Origin of the sequence: Aciduliprofundum sp. MAR08-339, assembly GCF_000327505.1 — an archaeon.
Lineage (GTDB): Archaea > Thermoplasmatota > Thermoplasmata > Thermoplasmatales > Aciduliprofundaceae > Aciduliprofundum.
The window spans coordinates 277,058-302,005 of record NC_019942.1; the positions used below are offsets into that span (position 1 = coordinate 277,058).

Consider the following 24,948-nt stretch of genomic DNA (forward strand, 5'->3'; position numbering starts at 1 on the left):
TCCATGTGAAGAAGAGAGAGAACCTTGTGGAACAACTTGCAAAAAAAGGGATATGTGCAGTGTGTAAGGGCACAAAGATGCTCTGTGGCAAGAGTGAGTGCCCGCTTCTGGTAAGATACTACTCCATGCTCAAAACAAAAAAGAATCTGAAAAAGGATATCTACGGCTCTTCTCCCCCAGGAGTGTTCGTCGGAAGGTACGGGTATCCAAAGGTCAACGTTGGGCCACTTGTACCTCCCGAAATAGGAGATACGGAATACATGGATATGCCCCAATTCTGGATAGATATGAGCGTTAAGGAATTTGCAGAGATGAGAACATCCCTAGTGAGGGGCATGAAAAAGATTAATGTGAACGAAGCAAAGGATCCATCCTATTTTCTCCTGTCTCTGCAGGAACTTAGCATGGCCGATAGGCATGTGGATTCCGAAGTTTCGTTTGAGAAGGTACCTCAGGGACGCGTGTTGGTGGGAAGCGAGGTGCAGCCCTTCGGTCCTGCGGGAAAATTGAAGAGATTGGAGCACGACAATGTGAAGGTGAACTCAAAATTGGAGAGGGTTTACTACGATGAGATTCCGGCTAAAGATGCAGTTATAGAACTCTACAAAGAGGGACTGAATGTTTCTCTGATTCAGAGAGCTTTCAGCATGGGCACAATGGGTATAGAGAGAAAAATCGTGCCCACCAGATGGAGCATAACGGCGGTGGATGATACCCTCTCAAAGGAACTCGTGAATAAGGTCAAAGGGTTCCCCATAATAGAGCAACCTCTTGCTTTCAAATCCTACAAAATGGGAAACCTATTCCTCGTTATTTTCCTGCCCCGCCCCTGGAGTTACGAACTTGTGGAAGCGTGGTATCCAGGAACCCTTTGGAACCCCTATGGAAAAAGGACGTTCATGGTATCAAGCCACGAATTCTATGGGGGAAGAAGGAAGTATGCGGAGATTGGAGGTTGCTACTACGCCGCACGCCTTGCAGTATCCGAGAAATTGGTTGAGATGAAAAGGCAGGCCGAGGTCATAGTTCTGCGTGAGGCACAGCCGGATTACATCATGCCTGTTGGAGTGTGGCATGTGCGTGAAAATGTGAGAAATGCAATGCGCAGCGAGCCCTTAAAATTCGATACGGAGATGGAAGCGGTGAATTACGCCCTATCCCAGTTCCACATACGGAGGGATGCATGGTTTAAGGGTTCCACCCTCCTGCAGAGATTTGCATACCAGAGGAGGCTTGAGGACTTTGAAGTACATTGAGATCCATGTAAAGCATGCCCTTTCAAAATCAAAACTCAAAAACACAGATTACGCCCTCAATCCGTACAGGGGGTGTGAGCACAGGTGTGTGTACTGCTACGCCCCATACGTGCTCCACATACCCCTTGAAGAGTGGAACAGCACGGTTTACGTTAAGAGGAACCTGCCCACAGTACTGGATAAGGAATTAAGGAGAAAAAAGGGACATGTTGAGGTGGGCACAGTCACCGATGCCTATCAACCGGCGGAGCGAAGGTACGAAATAACGAGAATGTCCCTTGAGGTTCTAAAAAAGCACAATGCCAACATATCCATACTCACAAAATCCTCGCTTATACTTAGAGATAAAGACATCCTGGAAAATATGAACGCGGAAATAGGGGTGACCATAACAACTCCCGTTGATGCTCTGCGAAAGAAAATTGAGCCCTACGCATCGCCTGTGGACGAGAGAATGCAGGTTCTTGAGGAGTTCGCAGGGAGAAACATAACCTACGCCTTCATAGGGCCAATATTTCCCAGACTTCTGATTCCTTACCTCAAGGAATTACTGGCCCTTCTTAGAAAAATCGGTGTTGATTATGTTATCTTTGACAGATTCAGGATGAAAAAGGGAATGCATGTACCGGATTTTTTAATGTACGGAGAGGATGATCTGAAAATAAAAATAAACAGGATTGCAAAAAACTCTGGGTTGAAATACTATTTCGGGTGGTGATCATCGGTCGTATTGGTCCTCAACGCGCACAGTATCCTCAGGATGGGGCGTGGAATACTCGTAGAGAAGCATGTTCTCCGCTGCAACTATCCTGTGCTTCTTTCCCGGAGGTATGCGCAGAACGTCTCCTTCACGCACAACATGTTTCTCCCCCTCTATCTCTATGTACCCGCTTCCGTACTTGATGTGCATTGTCTCATCCTTCCTTGGATGGTAATGCAGGGATGTACTGTACCCCTTGCGAAGGTAGAGTTCCTTCACCATGTACTTGTCCGTGAGAATGACAACCTTCTCGTAGCCCCAAGGCTTGTCCTCACGGTTCTTGTACTCGGCACGTACCCTTTCAAGATCCTTCAGACTATCCACACTCTGCCAGAAAACATTGTCCTCCCTGAAAACGTAGGCACGGCGCATTTCGGCAAGAAGAGGAAACACCGTACGCTCAACCGCCTTATCCGTATACTCCCTCTCAAAATAGGGATAGGCCTCCTTCTTTATGTAGTACAATCCAGCGTTTATGTAATAATCAAGAAGGGGTTTTTCCCTGAAGGATAGGATCAGATCGTCCTTGAAATCTATAACCCCATAGGGAGAGCGCATTCTCGTAACCGCTATGGTGAGCAGTGCATTTTCATTGCGCTCTGCACTCTCAATCATCTCTCTTATGTTGAAATCAGCCACCACGTCCCCGTTCCTGACCACAGAGTCATCATCCATGTTTGAAAAAGCATTTGCAAGGGCCCATAGCGTACCGCGGGGCTCATCCTCCACAAGGTAATGAATGCGCATGCCTTTCCACTCCTCGCCATACCTCTCCCTTATTCGATCCCACAGATACCCCACAAGGAGATAAACCTCATCCACACCCGCATACTTCAAATCAAGAATCTGCTTATCCAGAATCGTGTAATTTTCCTTTATCTCTACGAGAGGTTTTGGCACGTAATCAGTTATGGGCTTCAGTCTCTTTCCGTATCCTCCGGCAAGTATCACACCTACAACCATACTATCGCCTCATGTATCCCTTTATCGTGCTCCATGCATATTTTCCAAGGTTAAAAACATTGTTGAAATTTGAGGTCTCAGCATGGAGATAGAGCATGCAACTTCTTTTACACGCATACATTGTTTTCCTTGCCCTTTTAGCCTCATCTGAAAGGAGTATACTCTCCAGATCCTTCTCCAGCAAATTACCAACCTTCCAGCCAATCACGCTGCACGGATAAACTATATCCCCATTTGCCTCTATCATCACGGAAAATGACTTGCAGGTATAGGTCCTTAACAGGCTATCTATGAAAGCGTCGCTCGTTACAATCGTGCTTCCAAACTCCTTTTTCAGTTTCAGGAGTTCATCGTGTATTTCCCTCTTGTCAGGGCTCAAATTTTCGGCCCCTGGAAGGTAAACCGCTGGCATGAGAAGTATCCTTGCACCTGCCTCATGGGCCCTTTCAACCTTCCAGCGTATGGCCTTCACATCGTTCCTCGTAACCACGGTTTGCACCGTTATTTTTATGCGCGATGTATACCTAGGAAGTTCGTCAAAGAGGTACAGATTGTTGTGACCCTCATCAATGGATATGTGGAGAAAATCAAGGTACTTGGCAAACTCCTCAAGGGGCAATTTGTGAAGAAGGGTACCGTTTGTGGTCATGAACAGGTAGAATGAGCGGTCATGGGCGTACTTCACTATGTCCAGAATGTCCCTGCGCAATGTTGGCTCTCCACCCTCAAGGCTCAAAACTGTAACCGTGCTATCGGCAAGTCTGTCAATTATCCTGAAAATATCCTTCGTGGGCAAATCGGGAGTTCTATCACGCCAAACATTGCAGAATGGACACTGCATATTGCATCTGTGGGTAACCTTGAATGATCCGTACACGGGCCTGTCGTAATCAAGATAGGATTTCAGGAACCATTTTATCGCCCTCAAATTGCGATTCACCTTGGGAGATAAATTTTAATGTATAAGGTATTTTTCCTCTATGCTCATTGTAAGTTTTGACTGCTACGGTACCATAATTGATTGGGAGAGGGGAATAGTTAACACCATAAGAAAGGTCTTCCCAAATTCGCATCTTAGCTATGCACAAATCCTGAATATGTACGCGGAAATAGAGTCAAAACTGGAGAAACACTACAGACCCTACAGAGAGATACTGAGGGATGTTATGATTGAATTTGCAAATTCGCTGAACAGGGAGATTTCCTCAGAAGAGGAACTTGCCCTGGTGAAAAGTTTACCCAAATGGCCTGCATTTGATGATTCAAGGAATGCGCTTAGGAGGATAAAGAACCTGGCAAAAATAGCAATAATATCCAACGTGGACAATGATCTCATCGCCAAGACCATTGAAAACCTGGGGGTGAAATTTGATTTTGTCATAACAGCAGAGATGGTGGGCGCGTACAAGCCCTCACTCAGTGTCTTTAAATATGCCCAGAGGGTCTTCAACGTTACAAGAAACGAATGGCTCCATGCGGCACAGAGCGTTTACCACGACATTGCCCCATGCAGGAAACTGGGAATAAAAACGGCACTCATAAAGCGCAGGGGTCACGGAGCCACCCCAAAGGCAAAAGGTGATGGAGATCTCTCCTTCAACGATCTCTCGGAGTTGGCTGATTTTTTAGAGCGTCTCAAATAAGTTTATGTACGAGTAATTTTTTAGGTAGGTGGTGATGGGTTTGAAAGAAAAGGTCAGGGACATTATGTCAAGAAATCCAGTATGTGTCAAGGCACCTGGAACTAAGAAGGATGTGCTTCGCACCCTGGTGAGGTACAACATAACGGGCGTGCCCGTCGTGAATGAGGAGGGAAAACTTCTTGGTATAGTTTCCCGCAGAGACATATTTGAAAATCCGGGGGAGGAGCAGGTTGCGCTTCTTATGAGGAGGGATGTGCCCACCGTTAGTGAGGATGACACCATTGAATACGCTGCATCGGTCATGCTGAGATACGGAAGGAGGCACATAGTTGTTGTTGATGAGGAGAGAAATGTAATAGGAATACTCACACCCCAGGACTTCCTCAGTGTTGTGGAAGAGCGCAGAATATCAGAACCCGTGGAGAAATACATCACCAAGCCATGTTTCCCCCTGCACAAATGCACCCCACTGCCCGTTGTGTTCTGCGCCATGAGCCTTTCCTCACTTCCCGCTTTCCCCGTGGTGGACGACGACGGGAAACTCATAGGAATAGTCACCGACAGGGATCTGTTTGAGAAGGCCGAGGTTGATAAGAGCGTGGCAATTTCGGAACTGGGACTCGGGGACGATGAAGATTCCTGGAACTGGGAAGGATTAAGAAATGTGATCAAACTCTTCTACATGGAGGAGAAGGTCAATCTTCCAAAGATTCCGGTTGAAGAGGTCATGATCAAGAACCCCGTATCCATATTCTCAAAATCTCCCGCATGGGAGGCAGCAAGAATAATGCGCAAAAACAATTTCTCCCAGCTACCTGTGAGAAATACGCACGATGACCTGATCGCCATGATCTTCGACAGTGATCTGGTTGCATCCCTCGTGGGTGTGAATTATGAGTGATGTGCGAGTTAGCATAATGGAAATTGCCAAGCGGAGGGGTTTTTACTGGAAGGCCTACGAGATATACGGAGGACTGAGCGGCTTCTACGATTATGGACCCCTTGGAGCACTCATCAAGGAGAACCTGCTCCGCCTGTGGAGGAAGGAATTTGTCATCAAGGACGGACTACTCATGCTTGATGGGCCTAATATTGGGCCAGAACTGATGTACATTGCCTCAGGTCACGCGGAGAAGTTCACGGATTATATGGTTACTTGCAAGAAATGCGGCCATTCGTTCAGGGCGGACGAACTTTTGAAAGGAATAGTTGAAAACCCGGAAAAACTTGACGAGAAGGGGCTGAAGAGAGCGATAAAGGAGAACAACGTGCGCTGCCCCGATTGCGGTGGAGAGCTAACTGACCCTGAAAGATTTCACCTGATGTTCCCCACAAAGGTGGGACTGGATAAAAACGCCTTTTTACGCCCAGAAACCGCACAGGGGATATTTGTGAATTTCTCCATAATGTATCGTCTCAACAGAGAAAAATTGCCATTTGGAGTTGCCCAGATCGGAAAGGGGTTTAGGAACGAAATAAGCCCGCGTCAGGGACTCTTGAGGTTGAGAGAGTTCAACATGGCCGAAATTGAACTTTTTGTTGACCCATACGAAATCACATTGCCTGGAGAAATAGATGATGTTGAGATTTCACTTCTCACCAGAGATGGAGAGAATTTAAGAGTTAAGGTTAAAGAAGCCATTGAAAAACAGATTATGAGCCCATACATTGCGTACTATATGGGGAAAATTTTGAATTTTCTCAATAAACTGGGTATAGATCTCAAGCGTGTTAGATTCAGGCAGCATTTCAAAGAGGAACTTGCCCACTACGCCAGGGATACCTGGGATTGCGAGATTCTCCTCTCATCTGGATGGACTGAGGTAATAGGCATTGCCGATCGCGGAGATTACGATTTGCGCAGGCATATGACCTACTCAGGAAGGGATTTGACAGCCCTGCGCAGATTCAAAGAGCCAAAAAAGATAAAAATAAAAAAACTCAGGCCCAGAATGGAGATCCTGGGCCCCATGTTCAAGGGCGAGGCAAAGAAGATCGCTGAGATCATAGAGGAAATGGAGTTCACCGACGGAAACCTGGAAGTGGATCTCAACGGAAGAAGGGTAAAAATACCGCAGGATGCCTACGAGGTCGTGATCGAAGAGGAGACGATAGGTGGTGAGAGGTTCATTCCCAACGTTATTGAACCCTCATTTGGAATTGATAGGCTTATTTACTCCCTTCTTGAGCATGCCTACTACGAGCGGGAGGATTCTGGATACAAGGTGCTGAGACTCAAACCCATAATTGCACCTCTCAAGGTCGGTGTCTTTCCCCTTATGGCAAAGGACAACCTGGACGATGTGGCAAGGGAGATACTTACAATTTTGAGAAGTGGCGGCATAAACTCCTACTACGACGATTCGGGCTCCATAGGACGAAGATACGCCCGCGCAGACGAAATAGGGGTGCCCTTCTGCATAACCGTGGACTATCAAACATTGAAGGACAGGACAGTGACGGTCAGAGAAAGGGATAGTGCAGAGCAGAAGAGAATCCCCATAGAAAAACTGCCAGAGATCATAAAGCAGCTTGTTGAGGAGCAGGTGAAATTCTCGGAGATATGAATTTATAAATATCGCCTCGCCTTTTCAAATTTATGGAAGATTTTGCCAGGGTTCTGGCTTCACTTCTTGGAGACGTGGAGTGCAGGGAGAATTCGGCCATAGCGTTCTCAGGTGGGTTGGACAGCGGCATACTGGCGTATATTTTAAAAGACTGCAAACCGAATCTTTACACCGTTGGAGTTGAGGGTTCCAAAGACTTTGAAAATGCAAAAACCGCTGCAAATGTCCTTAACATGCCTCTGAAATTGATTGAAATTGATGAGTATGATCTCATTGAAGGCATATTATTTCTGAAGAGAATTGAGCCAGATATAAGTGCCGTGGAAATTTCATTCGAACTGCCACTTTACTTCGTATGCACAAATGCTGATGAGCGCATTATTTACACAGGTCAGGGAAGTGATGAGTTGTTTGGAGGTTACCACAAATACCTGGAGCATGGGGAACTGATGAAGGATGATATAAAAACTCTGCTGGAAAAAACCAGACCAAGGGAGATAAGGATGGCCACGTTGCTGAGCAAGGAACTCATAACTCCATATCTGGATTCGCGAATCATAGAGTTCTCCGAAAACATACCCATGGATATGAAAATAAGAAACGGCACGAGAAAATGGATACTCAGAGAAGCCGCAAAAATTCTAGGTGTGCCCAAGGAGATAGTGGAGAGGGAGAAAAAGGCGGCACAGTACGGCTCAGGTATATGGAAAATGATGAAGATGATGGCAAAAAAGAGAGGTGAGAGTGTGGAGGAATTAGTAAAATCCCTATAATTCCACTCCCATCTTTTTGCTCAGGTTCTCAATTATATCCTTAACCATTGCCTCCATATCATAATCGGGCTTCCAGTTCCATTCCTCCCTTGCAGTAGAATCGTCCAGACTTCTTGGCCAAGAATCTGCTATCTTCTGCCTGTAATCGGGCCTGTATTCTACCTCAAAATCAGGGACGTACTTTCTTATCTCCTCCACTAAATCCTTGGGGGCAAAGCTCATGGCCTGCACATTGAAATCTGTGCGATGCCTTAGATTCTCACTTGGAGCGTCTGCCAGCATGGTAATGGCCTTGATTGCATCTGGCATGTACATCATTGGAAGCACAGTATCCTCCCTAAGGAAGCATACATACTTCTCCCCCCTCAGGGCATAATGGAAAATTTCAACTGCATAATCGGTTGTGCCTCCACCGGGCATAGCGTTCCAGCTTATTATTCCTGGATAGCGCACACCGCGAACATCAAGCCCGTACTTCTCCCAGTAATAGAGACCCAGAAGTTCCCCTGTGACCTTGCTTATACCATACATTGTCCTTGGTCTGAGAACCGTGTCATTGGGTGTGTTATCCTTCGGAGTCTCGGGTCCGAAGGCAGCTATGGAGCTGGGAACCATTATGCGCTCGAGGGAATACTCTCTGCCTGCCTCAAGAATATTATACAGGCCTATTATATTGACCTTGAATGCCAGTTGCGGATTCTGCTCTCCCTTGGCAGATAGGATGGCCGCGAGGTGGTAAATCGTGTCTATATCCTCTTTCTCTATCACCCTGTCAAGCATTTTTCTATCCATTATGTCAAGTTTTACAAAGGGGCTAAGATCTTCCAGATTTTCAGGTTCCCTTATATCCGCCACAATAACATTATCTCTGCCATACTTTTTCCTGAGAAATGGAACCAGAGAGGAGCCAATTTGCCCTAAGCCACCGGTCACGAGAATCCTTCTCATTTTTATTCACCGATGGGGTATAGATCAATTAGAATTAAACATTTCGTCTTTTCCACAGGGCAAGCAGGAATACTGCAAATAAGAAGATTGAGCAGGGTTCTTAAGAGGCTTGTAATCCGTATTGTTTCCATCCTGATCGAAAATCTAACTATACTGACCCATATATATCCGGCGTGGAATGTATGAGAAAATTAGCACAGAAATCAGAAGAATGGCAAATTTTTTCACATAAAAAAATGAAAAAAGGCATATTAATTTATATCAACCCAAGTTTCTTACCGGCACGCTCGTAGGCGTTGAGAGCGTAATCAAGATCCTCCTTCGTGTGGCCTGCACTCACCTGATTTCTTATTCTCTCCAATCCCCTTGGAACCATCGGGAACACTATGGGTAGAGCAAACACGCCATCCTCGAAGAGCATATGAGCGAGATCCTTGGCCTTCTTGGAATCGCGCACCATCACCGGTACAATGGGTGTCTGGCTCTTCCAGGTGTCAAATCCCAGACTCTCAAGTTCCTTCTTGAAGTAGTTGCGATTGTCCCACAGGCGCTGCACGCGATCCTTCTCCTGCATCACAATTTCCAGGGATTTTATGTTTGCCGCGGTAACCGCAGGTGGGTAAGCAGCACTGAGAAGCCACGTGCGTGCGGTGTTGTAAACGTATTCAATAACATATTCCTCTCCCGCCAGCATACCTCCCATGGAGCCAAGAGCCTTTGAGAATGTACCCATCTGAAAATCAATCTTCTTCTGCACTCCGAAATGGTGTCCTATGCCACGACCCTCTCCAAGAACACCCTCGCCGTGGGAATCATCCACGTAGGTCATGGCCCCATACTCATCCGCGAGCTTCACAATCTCATCCATGGGAGCTATATCTCCATCCATGCTGAACACTCCATCTGTCACAACTAAAATGTGCTCATACTTGTCATGCACCTGCCTCAACTTATCCTCCAGGTCTCCCATGTCAAGGTGCTTGTATATCACCTTATCCGCTCTGGATAGGCGTATGCCATCAATTATGCTCCCGTGATTGAGTTCATCGCTCACAACCACATCTCCCTTACCCACAATTTTGGCAAGGGTTCCAGCATTGGTTGCAAATCCCGTCTGAAACGCCAGACCCGCAGCAGTCTCCTTGAACTCGGCGATTTTTTTGTGCAGTTTTTCCTGCAAATCGGTATAGCCGGCAATGCTCCAGTCACTTCCAGCACCCCAGCCGTACTTCTCTATGGCTTCCTTGGCAGCCTCCTTGAGCCTTGGATCATTGGCCAGATCAAGATAATTGTTTGAGGCAAGCATCACGGCCTCTTTTCCTTCAACAACCACCCTGTGCGTGGATGGCCCAAAAAGACGCAAAAGTTCCCAGGTCTCACCACGCTCTTTCATCTCCTCCAGCATTTTTTTGAGATGCAAAGTTTTCTCACTCATAATATCACCCGTAATGAAAAAGGCAACAAGAAATAAAAACCTTCTCCCCATGCTCAAGTATGCCATGCCTCATCTTTGATGTGGATGATACCCTCGTGGAATACGTGGACTTTGATATGAGAGAGTGGTACGAGTTCATAGCGAGGCCCGTGGCTGAGAGGCATGGAATTCCGTTATCCTTTGATACATGGAAGAAGATAATTGAGGGTGAGGTGAGCAGGAGATACAGTGAAAATTACGGAGTGGAGGCATCGGTCTTCTGGAGAGAGGTGGACGAAAGGAATCTGGAGTACAGAAAAGAGATGCTTTATGAGGGAAGATTGAGAGCCTACCCAGATACGGATGTTTTGAAATCCCTGGAGGGTAAGAAGTGCGCCTGGAGCGTTTCAAGTGAGGAGTGTATAAAATTTGTGCTATCAACTTTCAACCTCCTTGATTACTTTGATTTCATCATCGGAAAGGATTACAAAAACTACGCCTACATAGACGAGTTAAAACCCTCACCAAGATTCATAGAGATAATAAAAGAGAAACTGCACTGTGAGAGATGCATGGTCATAGGGGATGGAGAGAAAGAAATGCTTGCCGCCAGGAGGGCAGGTTGTGTGGCTGTACACATAAGCAGAAACGGAAGGAAGTGCAGGTACGCGGATTTAACCATAACCTCTATTAAAGAACTGCTGAATAAAAACTTTTTATAGTGCCTTATCTTCCCATTCTTATGGTTCGCTGGCTATGGATCCTCAGCTGGATGCTACTGACGATTGGTGTGGTGTTCTACTTCTCATGGTCCTTCCTGTACGATGCCTGGACGGATTTGGGGGTGTATTCCCTCAGTGTATCCCTAATAGTGTTTGGGATACTGGGTACACTTCTGGCAAAGGTTGAAAATCAGTAAGGTTTGGCAATGTAGACCATTTTATCCGTTTCTCTTCCACAAACTATGCATTTTCCTGGCTCGTGATTCTCCAGAGATATGCCTATTATTTTCTTCTCAGTGTCATCCTCCATCCTGTGCCCACATTCCTCAGAACCGCACCAGTAAACCATGGATACTTCCTCATTCTCTTTTATTTCCTCAAGAGTATCCACCCTTTTTATCCTGCCCATCATCTCCTTTTCAGCCCTATCTCGCATATCCCTCTGTATGCTCTGCAGGAGTTCTGAAATTTTATCAATATATTCCTCCCTCATCACACTCAATTTTTCCCTGGTATCTCTCCTCACAAGAACAACCTGACCCCTCTCCATATCTCTTGGACCAATTTCAAGGCGCAGAGGCACGCCTTTCAATTCCCAGTCGTAGAACTTATAGCCGGGGGTGTAATTATCCCTGTCGTCCAGATGCACACGGAAAAATCCGCGCAATTCCTCCTCTATTTTTCTGGCCTCCTCCAGCACATCCTCCTTTTTCTTTGTGACTATGGGAACGATAACTACCTGGATTGGAGCGATCTCCGGAGGCAGAACAAGGCCCCTATCATCTCCGTGGATACCCACTATCGCTCCTATAAGCCTCTCACTCATTCCAAAGGTGGTCTGATGCACGAAATCATGGGTTCCATCCTCCTTCAGATACTCTATTCCATAGGCCCTTGAGAAGTTCTGAAAATACTGATGTATGGTTGCAATCTGCAATGTGCGGCCTGAAGGCATAATGGTCTCAGCCCCAATGGAATACGCCGCTCCTGGAAACTTGTCCCAATCGGTTTTGCGAACAAGCAAATAAGGGAGTGCAAGTTTCTCCGCTATTTTTTTCCATATCTCAATGTTGTCCCTTATCTGCTCCTCGGATTCCTCCGCAGTGGCATGGGCTGTATGGGACTCAAAGAAGTGCACCTCGCGAACGCGTATGAATGTCCTAGTTTGCTTTGTCTCATACCTGAAAACATTCACAATTTGAAATATGCGTAGCGGTAGATCCGCATGGCTGCGAATCCACAGGGAGAACATTGGATACATGGCCGTCTCACTTGTGGGCCTCACTACGAGTTTGACATCCAGTGGTGTTAGGCCCCCGTGGGTAACCCAGTAAACCTCATTTTCAAAGCCCGCAATGTGCTCAGCCTCCTTCTTGAACTCCGTTTCTGGAATAAGGAGGGGAAAGTAAACCTCCTGATGCCTATGCTCTGTAAAGATCCTGCGAAAGTACTCATCTATATTTCTCATAAGTTGCCAGCCGTAGGGAAGCCAGACATGCATGCCCTTCACGGGATACCTCTTATCCACAAGCCTCGAGGCCTCTATTACCTCGTTGTACCACTCGCTGAAATTCTCCTTTGGAAACTCCATATGGCGAGAAAAGTATGGGTTTATTTAAAAATTCTCATTAAAAACATTCAAATAGGAGCAAGGGTAGTGTGAATCATGGCCCCCGAGAAATTTGCCGCTTCACTCCTAACTCTCCTATTCCTCGCTGCGGGCATAGGGGCATCAATTTTTCGTCCAGAAAACACGCAGGAATATGGACATTCTCCCCCAAGAAATGTGGAGGTTATTGCAAATATAAGCACAACCTTTGCCTTAAAATTATTCAACGAATTTAGTGGAGAAAACATCGTTTTCTCACCTCTAAGCATATGGATAGCCCTGGCCATGGCCTATGAAGGAGCGGGGGGCGAGACTGCCATGGATATGCAGAAGGTGCTGGGCTATCCTGAAAATAGAACGGTATTGCACGAGAGCATAGGGTACTTGCTTCACAATCTGTGCGACAATACCCAATACACCCTCAAAATTGCAAATTCAATATGGCCAAGCATCCAGTATCCCATAAACGAAAGTTACATTTCACTCATAAAGAAGTATTACGATGCCTACGAGCAGAATTTGAATTATGAGTATGCAGAACTGGCGAGGAAAACAATAAATTCATGGGTGGAAAATTACACAGAGGGAAAGATAAAAGAGGTGATTCCCGAGGGAGGGTTGAGCCCTTTCACCATACTTGTGCTTGTAAATGCCATATACCTCAAAGCGATATGGACGCAGAAATTTGACCCAAATAGGACATACGATGATTATTTTTACACCCCCGGTGGTAAGGTTAAGGTACCTATGATGCACACACAGGGAAATTTTGAGTATGTAGAGGATAACAGCTTTCAGGTTCTGAAACTTCCGTACAGGGGAAACAGGCTTTCAATGCTAATCATTCTACCAAAAAGCAGGAGCACAAATATTCACTTAAGCGTGGATAAAATAAGGGAATGGAGAGAGAAAATGAAAGTGCATAGAGTGAAGGTAATTCTACCCAGATTTAAGATCACCTCACACTTCAATTTGAAGAAAGTACTTCAAAGATTAGGGCTCAGAAACGCATTCACCAAGGATGTAAATTTTCAGGGCATAGGAAAAGGCGTTTACATAAACAATGTGTTTCACAAGGCATATATAAGAGTGGGTGAAAATGGTACGGAGGCGGCCGCTGCCACTGCGGTGGGCGTAGGCGCCACAGCGTACCTTCCCTACGAGTATGAATTCAGAGCGGATCATCCATTTGTGTTCCTTATTCAAGACGATGTCACCGGTGCGATCCTGTTTATGGGGGAGGTCGCAGATCCTTCATCTTAAATCCTTTAAGTCCAATGTAAACTCTCCAAGTTTTAGATTCCTGACCTCATCCTCGCTCAGTTTTCTCTTTTCCGTTTTATCGCTTATTATTGCACTGTTGCCCAGGGGATCCTGAATGATCAGTGTGGCCTCCATTCTCCCATGCCTTATGTATCCTATCTTTCTGAGAAGAGCAAGAATGTCCCCCTTCTTTTCGGGTGTGTCGTGAAGGAGTTGCACAAGGATATCAACGAAGCGATTCAAAACACCTTCAACATTGGTTATGAAAGCCTCCGATAAGGGCCCGGGTTCCAGTTTTGCACCGATCTCAGGTATTATCACGGTTCCCGATGTTGAGCGTACCACCTTTATGTAAAGGTCCCCCTCCCCCTTTATTTTCACCTTGTACTCCATGGGCTCGTGAACTTCCAGCATCATCACATCCGCGTGGCGAAATCCACAACTCTTACATACTATCGTAGTTTGAAGACATTTACCAAAATGGGGTAAATCAAGTTCTTCCGCCCTGTAAAGGAGGGTTTTCTTTCCGCATATGGGGCATGGAGAATCTATAATCGTTTCAACCATAGGGCCAGTTCACCCCTTACCACATATTCCGCATTTTTCATATCCGCTACACCTGAGAATCCTGAGAGGAATATTGCTATGCGCATCTCTTTCACTACTCTTTTCAATACTTCAATCACATCTTTATGGGACTTCATGGCTGGCTTGAGAAGTATCCTTGCAATGCCAACCACGCTGGCACCAAGGGCTAGGGCCTTGGCAGCATCAAGTCCGTTTCTTATTCCCCCACTTCCTATCAATGGCATATCCAGATCTCTTAAAATGTGGAGAGAATAGGGTGCTGGCAGTCCCCAGTCCCAGAACAACTGGCCCTCGTCACCACCACGATAGTATTCCACGGCTGCAAAACTTGTACCACTCACCCCGCTGACATCTATCGCCTTAAATCCAGCATTTTTGAAGAACTCACTAGCGATTCTGCTTATCCCTGCCCCGGTTTCCTTGGCTATAAGCGGATACCTTTTCGCAAGATTTTTCAGTTTGTCCTTCAACCCAGAAACCTTCGTATCTCCCTCAGGCTGAATGGCCTCCTGAAGGTAGTTGAAATGTATGTCCATGGCATGGGCATCTATCATCTCCATGGCCCTTCTTATCTCCTCCTCACCGTAGCCAAGGGCAAATTGAGGAGCACCCAGATTCCCTATGCGAAGTGGAACCTCGTACTTGGTAATTATGGAATATGTATCCTCCAGTTCTTTATTCTCTATGGCAGCCCTCTGGGAGCCCACCGCCATACCTATGCCCAGTTCCTCAGCCGCCTTTGCAAGGTTCTCGTTTATCACCTTCGCGATTCTGTGACCTCCTGTCATAGCATCTATTATTATTGGATAATTCAGTTTCCTCCCCAGAAAATTCACATCTAAGCGAATATCCTCAAGATCCACCCTTGGTATGGTTTCATGCTTGAGCAGTACATCGTCCCAGTAATTGTGATGGGCCACAACATCTTTATCTGCGCATATTTTTATGTGCTCCAGTTTGCGATCCTCTATCATTCCACCACCGTCCCTACAAAATCTTCATCATTTAAAACATTCTCTATCCTCTCGGGATGAAATCCATTAAGCACATATACCCTGCTGTACCTCGCAATTTTCCTCATGATGGATATTTTGTAGGCAACCCCTCCAGTAACATCATCCACCTTTATGATCGTCTCTACCTTGCTATCCCTCCTCAGCACCTCTATGAGTTCTGCTCCCTGTTCTGAGGGATCCCTATCGTATATGCCGTCCACATCTGTGAGGAATATAACCTTCTCGGGCCTGAATTCTCTGGCAAGTTGAAGCATCAGGTAATCTCCAGAGCATATGTTTATACCCTGCGAAGAATCAAGGATTATATCCCCGTAGGTAACGGGCACCAAACCCAGAGAGAGGAATCTCTCAAATATGTGGAGATCCATTTCCTCTCCGAAAATATGGAAGGAATGGGGCGCAATGGATACGGCAGGAATGTCATTCTCTATCAAAATTTCTATGATCCTCAGATTAAGATCCTCCATATCCCTTCCTATCTCTGCAAATCCCATGGTCTTTTCCTCTGAGAATCCCTCCGTTATCCCGTATTTCTTTGCCAGAGGATGACCAAAGGAACCTCCACCATGCACAATTATCAAATCCTCCTTTGGAAGATATTTGACTATCCTCTCCATCACATCTTCCCGGAACCTTCTGTAAACCCTCTTATCTGTTATCACGCTTCCCCCCATCTTCACCAGGAGCATGGAAAGAAAAAGGCTTGGGAATAAATAATCTTTTCCTAAATTGTGATGGCCAGAAGCACAAGAATTGCCAGCAGAACTGTCAAGGTGAGATAAGTCCTTCTTCTCATTTTCCTTGCCCGGGCCTTTTCGTAGTATCTGCGGGGTTCTATGCGCAGGACTATGATTGCAATGAGTCCCCCAGCCACCAGGCCAACTATGTTCTCCATACTCAAAATCAATGGTCTCAGCAGATAATCCATATACAGTGCCAGGGCTATACCGGAGACAACCATGGGAGGCAAAATGGCGGCGGCTATTGCAATACCGGCAATGCTTTCGGATAATCCCTTGGCGTAGGCGAAAACCGCGGCAAATCCAAGGAGAAGGGCCATAATGATGTATATTGGATTTGTATCGAACCTCAGAAGGATCTCCGTGGTGAGTGAGAGGTGCATGAAGGCGGAGATTGTCAGGGTTGCTATGGAAGAGGTTATGAGCACGAGGATGAGCATTATGGTGAGATTTGCTATGCTCAAAAATGCATCCTTTTCTCTTCCCACAGAGGTATTTATGACAAAACTGTAAATTGGACCCAGGAGAGGTGATAGAAGCATGGCACCTATGATAATGGGCACATTGTTGAGGAACAGGCCTATGAGGGCTATCAGACCCGCTATTATAGTGAGCAGGGTTTTCCCAAAATCAATCTTTGCATATTTTTTGGAGGATGCCAAAAGTTCTTCCACTGTTGCTCTCTCAGAGCCTGCTTTTCTCTCCTTTCTCTTGAGGGATGAGGAGATGATGAAATCCGGTGAAGATACCTCTATCACACTATCCTTATGCCTCAAATCCACAGAGTTCTCAAGTTTGGGAATTAACTTATCCAGCAGGGCATCATTCACGTATATGTCCACCCGGACCAGGTCATTCTCCAACAACTCAACATTGTAAATAAAATCCCCCGCAGCATTTCTTACCCTGTCCATTTCAGATTTCTGGGCTATGACCGTTACACGCTTCACCTTTGAATATGAAAGTGGTGAATATTAAGATTTGCGTTCCAACCAATGATATTCCAGTTTTACCCACAATTCACACTCCCAACGATTCCCCAAAAATTTTTTCACCCCACCACAAATTAAAAGGTTTTCTGCGGGAAAATAATTTATAGAATTCGGGGATATCCATCAGTCAGGTGATTGGATGGATTTAGAGGGCATAATGGCATGGGCCGAAAAGAATGTGAAGGCAGAATATGTAGAAATCAGGGGTGAAGAGTTATCAAAATTGAGCATTGAACTGAAGGATGGCGTTTTCCCAACATTCACCTCATCAAAATCCTCTGGCTTTGGAGTTAGAGTTCTCGCAAACGGAGCCTGGGGGTTCTCATCCACTAATAAATTTGAGCAACTGAAGGATGCGGTTGAGGATGCATACAGGATGGCGAAGGCCTCTGCCTTTGGCAGGCACGAAAAAATCAAACTGGCCGATATTGAAATTGTACAGGATGTTGTCCGCTCAAAGATGAAAATCAAGCCAAAAGATGTGGACATTGAGGAGAAGGTCAGAAGAATGAAAGATCTGGAAAGATGCATAAAAGAGGCTCCCGAAGTTGCATCCACCCACATTCGATACCAGGATGCTTCGGGAACAAAAATTCTCTACACCTCTGAGGGAACTAGAATTGTTTGGGATATGGACTATGTGTGGCAGTACATATGGCTCACGGGAAAAAACGAGAGGGGAATGGCAGCCGCCAGAGACGAGGTGGGCAGTATTGATAGGGGCTGGGAACTGTTTGAGGAGGAGAACAACGAGGAGATCGCAAAAAGGATACTCAAAAAATTGAGGGGACAACTAAACGGAGTACCTGCAAAACGCGGAGAGTTTCCCGTGGTTGCGGGACCCATAATAGTGGGAATAATAGCCCACGAGGCCCTTGGACATCTTGCAGAGGCCGACCTCACAATAAACTCTCCCTTCAGGGACTTGATAGGGAAGCAGATAGCACCTGAATTTGTAAGCATGAGTGATAGAATCGTGGAAAACGGGTTTGGAAACAACCTCTACGATGATGAGGGCACGAGGGTCAGGGATGTTCACATAATAAAGAACGGAGTACTCAATGAGATCATGCTTAATCGCGAGTATGCCGCAAAATTCGGAATGAGACCAAATGGCCATGCAAGGGCTGAGAACTACACTGTACCCCCAATAATCAGGATGAGAAACACCGTATTTGAGAGGGGGGATATGAGTCTTGAAGAACTTTTTGAAGGCATAAAATTCGGCTATTACCTCGTGGATTTCCGGGGTGGGCAGGCTGAGATGAATTCCTCATTTCAGGTGGGTGTACAGGAGGGCTATGTGATACGCAATGGAGAGATTGCAGAGAGCATAAGGGATACCTCCATAAGCGGCATAGCCATAGAGGCATTGAGGCAGATAACCGGAGTTGGAAAGGATTTCGGGCTTGAGATGGGGCGCTGCGGAAAGGGTCAGACTGCCTATGTAAGCAGCGGAGGACCCCATATGAGATTTGATCGTGGCATAGTGGTAGGTGGTCAGCAATGAATCTCATAAGGTATGGTGAGAAGTTCTTTGATGAGATTGAGATTGCAACCTACAGAAAGAAGGAAACCTCCGTGGACATTGAACTCAATCAGGTATCTTTATCATCCACAAGCGATAGAACCATAACCGTGATTAGGGGTATTAAGGATAAACGGGTGGGCATATACATAGTGGATAGCAACGATGAAAATGAGATAAAGCGGGGCATAGAGATGGCATCAAAGAGCGCCAGGATGAACGAGCCTGACGAGAGGTGGGTTAGCCTGCCCGGGGAGCAAAAATACGCCAATGTGAAAATTGAGGTCAGCGATGAACTAAAAAATCTGAGCCCAGATATTCTGGTAAATATGGCCAATGAAGCAATAAAGGAGATAAAAACGAGGGATGAAAACGCCATGGTGGCTGGGGGTGCCGCAGGAAGTTTTTGGTCCGAAAACAGAATAATGAACTCCCGGGGAGTGGATGTGCTTCAGGAATTCGGAGGCACGTTCTTCTACCTCTACGCCATAGGCAGAAAGGATGGTGTGGTCACCCCAGGGATCATGGAGTTTGATGTTCGCAGGGATACAAATATTTCCACTGATTCTGTGGTGAATTCCATACTTGAGAGACTTAAATACGCCTACAGGGTTGTAAAAACAGAGGATGGAACGAATGATGTTATGCTTGAGCCTCTGGCACTTGCAGAACTGATATACTTCGCCCTTTTGCCAGCCCTAAACGGTGAAAAAAAGGTAAAGGGCACTTCCCCTCTGGCAAATATGGTTAACGAGAAGATTTTGCATGAGAAGATAAACATGGTGGATGACCCATGGCACCCCCTCAGCACATCTCCAGTCATAGCGGATGATGAGGGTGTGGCCTCAAGGAAAAATGTGATGTTCCAGAACGGTGTTTTCAAGGGATTCCTCTGGGACAATTACTGGGGAAATGTTAGCGGTGAGGGAAGTACCGGGAATGGAATAAGAAGTCTGGTAACCGGCGGGATAAGCATAGGTGCTCACAACCTCGTAATAGAAGCAGGAAATATATCAAGGGAGGATTTACTCAGCGATATGAAAAATGGTCTGATTGTGTCAGGGTTCCAGGGTGCGCATTCGAGCAACCCAGATACGGGGGATTTCAGCGTGGTGGCAAATCCCGCATTCAGGGTTGAATATGGAAAAATAGTGGGCTCCACAGTGTTCATGATGTCAGGTAACATTTACAACCTTTTGAAGAACGTGAAGGATATTTCCAGCACTCAGAAAAACATAGTGATGATGGGTAATGGAACAATGCCGGATATACTGTTTGAGAATGTGAAAATCGCACCGGTGAGCAAATGATGAGAAAAATCATTCCAATAATTATGATATCCGCAATCCTTCTATCAATCTTCGCCACCATCGCCCAGGGAGAGTACCCCCATTTCAAAATAAATTCTCCAAAGATAACGGATAAGTTTGTGGACTACGATATTTCAGAGGTATACTCCAATGTAAACGAAAAGAATGTGACCATAACGATGGTTGTGTGGGGGATGATCAATGTTGTTCCAGAAAGGGGGTATCTCAAGGAATACGATGTGAATATCACAGACAATTTTGGAAACTACGTCCACTGCTTCCTCGCCACAGAAAATGGCTCAAAGGCCATGGGTTACATAATGGTGAACAGAAAACCGCATATTGTGGATTACACAATAAACACCTCTGCTCTGACGTGGAGTATCCCGAAGGGCTATTTCCAGAACTTGACGGGTAATATAACCGTGAATGCCTACGCGGGAATTGCAGATCTCTCAAAGGAAAAATTCATATTTCTGGACCACGCAGAGTACCCCACACCCCCTCAAAAAGAGGAAACTGTACCCCTTGAACTCTATCTTTTGACTGGTGCTACGATATTTGCGGTGATCGTGGCCGTTGCTCTTGCAATAAAGAGATTCAGAAAATAAAAATTTTAATCCTTCGGCGCATTCTCCAACCATGCTTGAAATAAACGGGGAGAATCTGACAGTGGAAGATGTTGTTAGGGTTGCCAGATTTGGAGAGAGAGTCAAGATTTCTGAATCTTCAATACGAAAGGTTAAGCGTTCAAGGGATGTTGTCGAGAGAATATTGAAAGAAGAGCGTGTTGTATACGGGATAAACACAGGACTTGGAGAACTCGTGAATGTGAGAATTCCCAAGAAAGATCTGAAAAATCTGCAGATAAACCTCATAAGAAGCCATTCTTCAGGTGTTGGAGACTTCCTCTCTGAGGAAGTAGTCAGAGCTGCAATGCTTATCCGAGCCAACAGTCTTTTGAAGGGGTTCTCTGGAGTTAGACTGGAGATAATTGAAACTCTGATCTCCATGCTAAACTCTGGGGTTACCCCCCTCGTTCCAAAATTCGGAAGCGTTGGTGCAAGCGGGGATCTTGCCCCCCTGGCCCATGTGGCTCTGGTCATGATCGGTGAAGGGTACGCAAAGTTCCAGGGGGAGATTATGGATGGAAAGATGGCCATGGAGAAGGCGGGAATAAAACCCGTTGAAATTCAAGAGCGTGAGGGTCTCGCACTTCTGAACGGTACCGCGATGATGGCAGCCCACGCTGCAATTGCAGTTTACGACTCATACAATATAATGAAGAACGCCCTCATAAGCGCAGCCATGAGTTTTGAGGCACTTAAGGCCACGGATGGGGCTCTGGATGAAAGGATAATGAGAGCAAGACCACACCCCGGGCAGATCAGGATCGCCAAGATACTCCGGGAGCTACTGAAAGACAGCGAGATCGTTGAAAGGGCAAGAGCAGAAAAGGTTCAAGATGCCTATACCCTGCGCTGCACGCCCCAGGTTTATGGAGCAATTCTGGATACTCTAAACCACGTCAGGGATGTTGTGGAGAGGGAGATAAATTCAGCAACGGACAATCCACTAATATTCGACGAGCCCATTTCCGGAGGAAATTTCCACGGCGAGCCCATTGCCCTAGCCATGGATTTTCTGGCAATAGCGTTGACTGACATGGGCAATATGATCGAGAGACGCATCGCCAGACTTGTGGATTCCAAGTTGAGCAATCTCCCACCGTTCCTAATTGAAAACAGCGGCACAAACTCAGGGCTGATGATACCCCAGTACACTGCAGCCGCCCTATGCAATCGCAATAAAATTCTTTCGTATCCTGCAAGCGCAGATAGCATACCAACCAGCGCCAATCAGGAGGACCACGTGAGCATGGGAATGAACTCTGCCATAAAATTGAGGGAAATTGTGGATAACGTGAAGTACATAGTTGCCATTGAGTACCTTTGCGCAAATCAGGCTCTCCACATTGGAGGCTTTTCCGCTCCAGCCATCCAGAGGGCAATGAGGGCACTTGGAGTTGAGAAATTTGAAGTGGATACCGTGTATTCCCCAATCATAGAAAGAATAAAGAGAAAAATTGACAGCGAGGAAATTGTGAGGAGCGTGGAGGAAAAAATCAACTTATCTCTCTGAGCCTCTTTTCTATCTCCTTCACCTCCAGATAGGTAACCGCCAGGGGGATCTCCTCCATGGTCGCCAGTTTGACGGCGAGTTCATCCACCTTTCCAGGCCTCACGTAGACAACAGCGCTTGGTTTTAGAGGATGAGCACGGATTGCAATCATGGGAGAGCGCCCGTAATGCACCCCTGTGAATATCAGAGCCCTATCAATGCTCCATCCGTAAACCCTGAGATAGTCAAAAGAGTTGTAATGTAGTATGGCCTTCAAACTGTCCAAGATGGTGTATCCATAAATAGGGCGTTTTGCCTCCAGTTCAGAATTCACAACCTCAGCCTCAATCATGTTAAAAAAATCATTCACGCCTATTTCGTAGGGGAATTCGCGAATATCTATTATCGCCTCCTCTCCGTAGGTGCTTGAGAGTTCCTTTATTTTTACCCCTCCCCTTGATTCGTCAATTTCAATAAGGGCATTTACAAACTTGCGAACCATAACCACACCCGGAGACTTGCGGCGGCCAGATTCATAATCGCTTATCACAGAAGAAGATATCCCCAGATATTTCGCCAGCTCCTGCTGGGATATTCCAAACATCTCCCTCCACTTACGCATGGTTGCACCAGGCCTGGGAGAGAGCACAATCTCTCCGGCAATTTTCTCTCGAAGGTCCATAATAATCCATGCACCTATGAAATTTAAATCTTCTTCACAGAAAGGATAAATAATGGCATATGCATGCACATGCAAATGAATTACCTTAAAAATCTGCACTCAGATCTACGGACGATTCTCAGGGGCAATATTGGAGTTCTGTTCACTACATGGATCTTGCTCAACTTTGGTCACAGTCTGGTCATGAGATTCAACGGTATCTACTTCTCCGCATTGGGGGCAAGCAATGTTATCCTCGGACTGATGGGCGCTCTCACCTTCGGGATGATGGCCCTGCTCCAGATTCCGGGAGGGTATCTTGCAGATGCCTTTGGGAGGAGAAAGGTCATCGTGATATTCACGAGTATAATGGCATTTTCAATGCTCATATTTGCACTGGCACCCTCCTGGCAATGGATTTTGGTCGGGATCATCATTTCAAATGTGGCCCTTCTTTACCAGCCGGCTCTTTTCTCTATGATGATGGATTCTCTGCCCTCACATCGCCGAGCGGAGGGTTTTGCAATCACAAATATCTCCATGATACCCGGCATATTTGGACCTATAATTGGGGGAGCGTTGATCTACACCTACGGTACGGTACCAGGTATGAGAATTGGATACATCGTGCTATTCATCATCTCCGTAATAGCAGCCCTCCTTCGAATAAAACTGAAGGAGACAATAAAACCAAATAAAAACAGGGAGAAATTCATTGAGAGTTTCAGAATTCTTAAAAAACTGGGAAGAGGGGCAAAGGGAGTTTTGCTCATAAATATGATTACATCCGCTGCAGGTGGCATGGTCGGATACTTCGTTGTGAAATACGCCTATGGATACACCTCCTCGCTCATCTACGGAATTGCCATGGCAATGATAACTGTTATCATTGTGCTTGTTGGCATACCGATTGGAAGGAGAGCTGATTCTCGTGGTAAAGAGAGGTTCTACATGCTGGGCGAATTAATGGCAGCAGCGGCACTTATAGTGTTCATAGTTCCCTCCACATTTGCCCTGTTCACCTACGCAATTCTCATAGGTCTATCACAAGCGTTCAGCCAGCCGGCGAGCAATGGACTAATAGCGGATTATGTGAACATAGAAAATCGGGGAAGGTACACTGGCGTTTTCCTATTCCTCTCATACATATCCGCCATGGTTTTAAGCGCCATAGGAGGATACATATACCAGATCACCCCGTGGTTGTTATTTGCATTGTCGGGGATGCTTTATCTCCTTGGAGGAATCCTGGCATTTCTTCTGCTCGTGAGAAATAGATAACCGTTTAGAAAATTAGATATAGGAATGAGAGTTTACTATTTGGTAATGATAACAGGTAGGGAGAGGTGTAAGACCGGAATCGAAGGTTTAGATAACGTGCTAAACGGGGGGATTCCGAGGGGCAATACCATACTTGTAACCGGATCTTGCGGGACAGGAAAAACCACCTTGAGTTTGGAATTCCTTGTGAGGGGCGCACTTATGGGTGAACGCTCAATGTACATATCAGTCACAGAAGTACCGGAAAAACTCATTGAAAATATGCGTACATACGAATTCTTTGACATGCGTCTTATTGAGGAAAAGAAACTCATATTCGTGGACCTCCAGGAGATATACGTCAAACTTGGACTTGAAAAACTTGAGTTCACCCTTGAGGATGTGAACATTCTCGCATCACAGATAGTGAAAATGGTAAAGGAACTCGGAATAAAGAGACTGGTGATAGATTCAATAACATCCATATGTTACCGCCTCACCTCCAAGGAGCAGATAAGAGAGTTCATACTCCAACTTGGAAAGGACCTATCCGATATGGGATGCACCACACTTCTTGTATCAGAACTTCTTCCATCCTCAGCAGGCTATTCCCAGTACGGTGTGGAGGAGGCAATTGCGGATGGCATAATATTCATGGGCAACCTTGAGAGACGCGGAGATCTGCTTCGCACAATACAGGTAATAAAGATGAGGGGCACAACCCATTCCCGCGCAAAATACGTGCTTGATTTAACTTCCATAGGGATACTTCTTGCTCCCCTCTTGAAGGGAGGCAGTGTGGAGGTGCGTTGAG

General features: G+C 46.0%; 25 protein-coding genes. 15 read left to right on the top strand and 10 right to left on the bottom strand.

Annotated features, from left to right (window positions below; all coding sequences use genetic code 11):
• The first annotated feature begins 5 nt into the window (after nucleotides 1-5).
• Nucleotides 6-1,256, top strand: a complete 1,251-nt coding sequence (locus ACIM339_RS01560) for an Nre family DNA repair protein (protein ID WP_015282840.1) — start codon at nucleotides 6-8, stop codon at nucleotides 1,254-1,256.
• Nucleotides 1,243-1,974 (top strand): radical SAM protein, encoded by a 732-nt coding sequence (locus tag ACIM339_RS01565; RefSeq protein ID WP_015282841.1) that lies wholly within the window; start codon nucleotides 1,243-1,245, stop codon nucleotides 1,972-1,974. The genes ACIM339_RS01560 and ACIM339_RS01565 overlap by 14 nt, the downstream gene beginning before the upstream one ends.
• Here ACIM339_RS01565 and ACIM339_RS01570 read toward each other — a convergent pair whose 3' ends face one another.
• Together ACIM339_RS01570 and ACIM339_RS01575 are read right to left on the bottom strand one after the other, a co-directional pair.
• Nucleotides 1,975-2,979, bottom strand: a complete 1,005-nt coding sequence (locus ACIM339_RS01570; protein ID WP_015282842.1) for a sugar phosphate nucleotidyltransferase — start codon at nucleotides 2,977-2,979, stop codon at nucleotides 1,975-1,977.
• A gap of 1 nt (nucleotide 2,980) precedes the next feature.
• Nucleotides 2,981-3,919, bottom strand: a complete 939-nt coding sequence (locus ACIM339_RS01575; protein ID WP_015282843.1) for a radical SAM protein — start codon at nucleotides 3,917-3,919, stop codon at nucleotides 2,981-2,983.
• A gap of 40 nt (nucleotides 3,920-3,959) precedes the next feature.
• Here ACIM339_RS01575 and ACIM339_RS01580 point away from each other — a divergent pair, with 40 nt between their 5' ends.
• Genes ACIM339_RS01580 through ACIM339_RS01595 form a run of 4 tightly spaced genes read left to right on the top strand, consistent with a single transcriptional unit; the run spans nucleotide 3,960 to nucleotide 7,962 of the window.
• Entirely contained in the window at nucleotides 3,960-4,622 is a 663-nt protein-coding gene (locus ACIM339_RS01580) for an HAD-IA family hydrolase (protein ID WP_015282844.1), read from the top strand.
• A gap of 34 nt (nucleotides 4,623-4,656) precedes the next feature.
• Nucleotides 4,657-5,523: a CBS domain-containing protein gene (locus tag ACIM339_RS01585; RefSeq protein ID WP_015282845.1), complete on the top strand. Its 867-nt coding sequence runs from the start codon at nucleotides 4,657-4,659 to the stop codon at nucleotides 5,521-5,523.
• Nucleotides 5,516-7,189, top strand: coding sequence for a glycine--tRNA ligase (gene glyS / locus ACIM339_RS01590; protein WP_015282846.1), 1,674 nt, complete (start codon nucleotides 5,516-5,518; stop codon nucleotides 7,187-7,189). Before ACIM339_RS01585 ends, glyS begins: the two co-directional genes overlap by 8 nt.
• Nucleotides 7,190-7,221: 32 nt before the next feature.
• A complete protein-coding gene (locus ACIM339_RS01595) occupies nucleotides 7,222-7,962 on the top strand; it encodes an asparagine synthase C-terminal domain-containing protein (RefSeq protein WP_052309849.1) in 741 nt (246 codons plus the stop codon).
• On the opposite strand, the gene ACIM339_RS01600 is transcribed toward ACIM339_RS01595, so the two are convergent.
• The gene (locus ACIM339_RS01600; protein ID WP_015282847.1) at nucleotides 7,957-8,910 is read right to left on the bottom strand and encodes an NAD-dependent epimerase/dehydratase family protein; all 954 of its coding nucleotides are present in this window, start codon (nucleotides 8,908-8,910) and stop codon (nucleotides 7,957-7,959) included. The genes ACIM339_RS01595 and ACIM339_RS01600 overlap by 6 nt on opposite strands.
• Before the next feature lie 256 nt (nucleotides 8,911-9,166).
• A complete protein-coding gene (locus tag ACIM339_RS01605) occupies nucleotides 9,167-10,345 on the bottom strand; it encodes an aminotransferase class I/II-fold pyridoxal phosphate-dependent enzyme (RefSeq protein ID WP_048103958.1) in 1,179 nt (392 codons plus the stop codon).
• 59 nt (nucleotides 10,346-10,404) lie between these two features.
• On the opposite strand from ACIM339_RS01605, the gene ACIM339_RS01610 reads away from it, so the two are divergent.
• Both ACIM339_RS01610 and ACIM339_RS07960 read left to right on the top strand, forming a co-directional pair.
• On the top strand, nucleotides 10,405-11,046 hold the full coding sequence (locus ACIM339_RS01610; protein ID WP_015282849.1) for an HAD family hydrolase: 642 nt from the start codon (nucleotides 10,405-10,407) through the stop codon (nucleotides 11,044-11,046).
• Between the two features lie 20 nt (nucleotides 11,047-11,066).
• The gene (locus ACIM339_RS07960) at nucleotides 11,067-11,243 is read left to right on the top strand and encodes a hypothetical protein (RefSeq protein ID WP_015282850.1); all 177 of its coding nucleotides are present in this window, start codon (nucleotides 11,067-11,069) and stop codon (nucleotides 11,241-11,243) included.
• Here ACIM339_RS07960 and proS read toward each other — a convergent pair.
• Nucleotides 11,237-12,637: a proline--tRNA ligase gene (gene proS / locus ACIM339_RS01620; protein WP_015282851.1), complete on the bottom strand. Its 1,401-nt coding sequence runs from the start codon at nucleotides 12,635-12,637 to the stop codon at nucleotides 11,237-11,239. The two genes, ACIM339_RS07960 and proS, sit on opposite strands and share 7 nt — an antisense overlap.
• Nucleotides 12,638-12,712: 75 nt before the next feature.
• Between proS and ACIM339_RS01625 the strand changes: the two genes are divergently transcribed.
• Nucleotides 12,713-13,918 carry a serpin family protein gene (locus ACIM339_RS01625; protein WP_015282852.1) on the top strand — a complete coding sequence of 402 codons (1,206 nt, stop codon included), beginning with the start codon at nucleotides 12,713-12,715 and terminating at the stop codon, nucleotides 13,916-13,918.
• Here ACIM339_RS01625 and ACIM339_RS01630 read toward each other — a convergent pair.
• Genes ACIM339_RS01630 through ACIM339_RS01645 form a run of 4 tightly spaced genes read right to left on the bottom strand, consistent with a single transcriptional unit; the run spans nucleotide 13,910 to nucleotide 17,212 of the window.
• A complete protein-coding gene (locus ACIM339_RS01630; RefSeq protein WP_015282853.1) occupies nucleotides 13,910-14,485 on the bottom strand; it encodes a ZPR1 zinc finger domain-containing protein in 576 nt (191 codons plus the stop codon). The genes ACIM339_RS01625 and ACIM339_RS01630 overlap by 9 nt on opposite strands.
• Nucleotides 14,467-15,480: a type 2 isopentenyl-diphosphate Delta-isomerase gene (fni, locus tag ACIM339_RS01635; protein WP_015282854.1), complete on the bottom strand. Its 1,014-nt coding sequence runs from the start codon at nucleotides 15,478-15,480 to the stop codon at nucleotides 14,467-14,469. Before fni ends, ACIM339_RS01630 begins: the two co-directional genes overlap by 19 nt.
• Entirely contained in the window at nucleotides 15,477-16,211 is a 735-nt protein-coding gene (locus ACIM339_RS01640; protein ID WP_015282855.1) for an isopentenyl phosphate kinase, read from the bottom strand. Before ACIM339_RS01640 ends, fni begins: the two co-directional genes overlap by 4 nt.
• Nucleotides 16,212-16,246: 35 nt before the next feature.
• The gene (locus tag ACIM339_RS01645; RefSeq protein ID WP_015282856.1) at nucleotides 16,247-17,212 is read right to left on the bottom strand and encodes a TIGR00341 family protein; all 966 of its coding nucleotides are present in this window, start codon (nucleotides 17,210-17,212) and stop codon (nucleotides 16,247-16,249) included.
• Nucleotides 17,213-17,393: 181 nt separating this feature from the next.
• On the opposite strand from ACIM339_RS01645, the gene ACIM339_RS01650 reads away from it, so the two are divergent.
• From ACIM339_RS01650 to hutH, 4 genes are read left to right on the top strand one after another with little or no spacing between them, the layout of a single operon-like run.
• Nucleotides 17,394-18,764, top strand: a complete 1,371-nt coding sequence (locus ACIM339_RS01650) for a TldD/PmbA family protein (RefSeq protein WP_015282857.1) — start codon at nucleotides 17,394-17,396, stop codon at nucleotides 18,762-18,764.
• The gene (locus ACIM339_RS01655; protein ID WP_015282858.1) at nucleotides 18,761-20,092 is read left to right on the top strand and encodes a TldD/PmbA family protein; all 1,332 of its coding nucleotides are present in this window, start codon (nucleotides 18,761-18,763) and stop codon (nucleotides 20,090-20,092) included. The genes ACIM339_RS01650 and ACIM339_RS01655 overlap by 4 nt, the downstream gene beginning before the upstream one ends.
• On the top strand, nucleotides 20,089-20,703 hold the full coding sequence (locus tag ACIM339_RS01660; RefSeq protein WP_015282859.1) for a hypothetical protein: 615 nt from the start codon (nucleotides 20,089-20,091) through the stop codon (nucleotides 20,701-20,703). The genes ACIM339_RS01655 and ACIM339_RS01660 overlap by 4 nt, the downstream gene beginning before the upstream one ends.
• Nucleotides 20,704-20,734: 31 nt before the next feature.
• Nucleotides 20,735-22,234 carry a histidine ammonia-lyase gene (hutH, locus tag ACIM339_RS01665; protein WP_015282860.1) on the top strand — a complete coding sequence of 500 codons (1,500 nt, stop codon included), beginning with the start codon at nucleotides 20,735-20,737 and terminating at the stop codon, nucleotides 22,232-22,234.
• On the opposite strand, the gene ACIM339_RS01670 is transcribed toward hutH, so the two are convergent.
• Nucleotides 22,218-22,895 (bottom strand): helix-turn-helix domain-containing protein, encoded by a 678-nt coding sequence (locus tag ACIM339_RS01670; protein ID WP_015282861.1) that lies wholly within the window; start codon nucleotides 22,893-22,895, stop codon nucleotides 22,218-22,220. The genes hutH and ACIM339_RS01670 overlap by 17 nt on opposite strands.
• A 75-nt stretch (nucleotides 22,896-22,970) precedes the next feature.
• Here ACIM339_RS01670 and ACIM339_RS01675 point away from each other — a divergent pair, with 75 nt between their 5' ends.
• Both ACIM339_RS01675 and ACIM339_RS01680 read left to right on the top strand, forming a co-directional pair.
• The gene (locus ACIM339_RS01675; RefSeq protein ID WP_015282862.1) at nucleotides 22,971-24,155 is read left to right on the top strand and encodes an MFS transporter; all 1,185 of its coding nucleotides are present in this window, start codon (nucleotides 22,971-22,973) and stop codon (nucleotides 24,153-24,155) included.
• Nucleotides 24,156-24,200: 45 nt separating this feature from the next.
• Nucleotides 24,201-24,947 carry an ATPase domain-containing protein gene (locus tag ACIM339_RS01680; RefSeq protein WP_337954354.1) on the top strand — a complete coding sequence of 249 codons (747 nt, stop codon included), beginning with the start codon at nucleotides 24,201-24,203 and terminating at the stop codon, nucleotides 24,945-24,947.
• Nucleotide 24,948: the final 1 nt, after the last annotated feature.